Below are 1,176 nucleotides of genomic sequence, written 5' to 3'. Positions count from 1 at the left end.
CGACATAGTGCTTCATGTTCCCGCTCCTGCTGCCACCGGCTCGCCGGCTTCCCTTCCAGGCTGAGCCTTTCGAGCAGCAACCGCAATCACCCCATCTACAGCATCACCACAAACCAAGCCGCGATCATCGCCCTATTCCGCGTCGTCAACCGCTATGTCGGCAACCTCGCGCCGATGCCGGTCGTGTTTCCGGATCACCCGGTGGTGCGCAACACCGACACGGGCCGCGAGCTGGCCATGATGCGCTGGGGCATGCCGCCGCCACCAAAGTTCGGCGGGCCACCGGTCACCAACATCCGCAATGCCGTCACCGCACTGGCGAGCCTGGCTGAAGCCGGAGAACCGCGGCCTTGTCCCGGCTAACAGCTTCTCCGAGCAACGTCCGCTGCCGGGTGATGCGCTGAGGATCGTGGCGCGTGGCGCCGAAGGAGGACTAAGGCCGTCAAATGAAAGTCGCCGTCGATCGACCTTACCGATCCCCAAAAATCTGCCCGCAAGAGTCTTGAGATCGCTATGCAGTCTAGCTCGGCAAGCGCGCGGCATCGCCGATTAATTTCTTGAAGCCGAGCATTTCAGGCGCTCTAGGTACCGTTTTCTGTCCGCGGCACCCGCCAGGAGATGTTCGGCAATTTCAAGTGCCGAAGGCGACTTCCGCTGATGGAAACGGACGTCAAGCAGCACCTCGTCCAACGCGCGGCGCAATGTGGCTATCGTGGATGGATCGTAGCTCATGTCGGTCGTGTAGCCCGCGCTGACAACAGTGAGATGGCTGCCAAAGGACGCCAGGTCCGTTTGGCCTCTTTACGGCCGCGGTCACACTGAAGATCAAGAATTGTCCGGATTTTATACCCGTTCAGTCGTTTGGTTGTCGCAGATCGATGCACCTACAGCGCCGAAGGCCTCCAGCCGGCGGATTTTGGCTTCGGCGCCAGCGTATGCGGCTCGTGCGAGATCGGATCGAGGGGCGGGCCTCTCCGGGGGCGTCGGCCGCCTCAACCCGAGTCGTCGCGCCCCTGTCCGATCTAGTAGGCGCGACGAGGCCGTCGATAGGCTGGTTCCCGTGGCACTTGTGCGTTCGCAAAATATGGATTGGTAACGCACATGGCGGAGAGGCCCGATGCATTGGCGTGGCACTGCGCCATCGAGCTATAGCCGCAGTAGAAAGTTTCGCCTCCG

The 1,176-nt window shown here is 61.7% G+C and carries 1 pseudogene; it reads left to right on the top strand.

Annotated features, from left to right (window positions below):
• Window positions 1–93: 93 nt before the first annotated feature.
• Window positions 94–376 (top strand): annotated as a pseudogene (locus CT676_RS43720) (SOS response-associated peptidase); the annotation flags it as partial.
• Between the last annotated feature and the right edge of the window lie 800 nt (window positions 377–1,176).

This window comes from Bradyrhizobium sp. MOS001, from assembly GCF_004634465.1.
In the GTDB taxonomy this organism is placed as follows: Bacteria; Pseudomonadota; Alphaproteobacteria; order Rhizobiales; family Xanthobacteraceae; genus Bradyrhizobium; species Bradyrhizobium barranii.
This window is presented reverse-complemented; position numbering and strand designations above follow the sequence as displayed.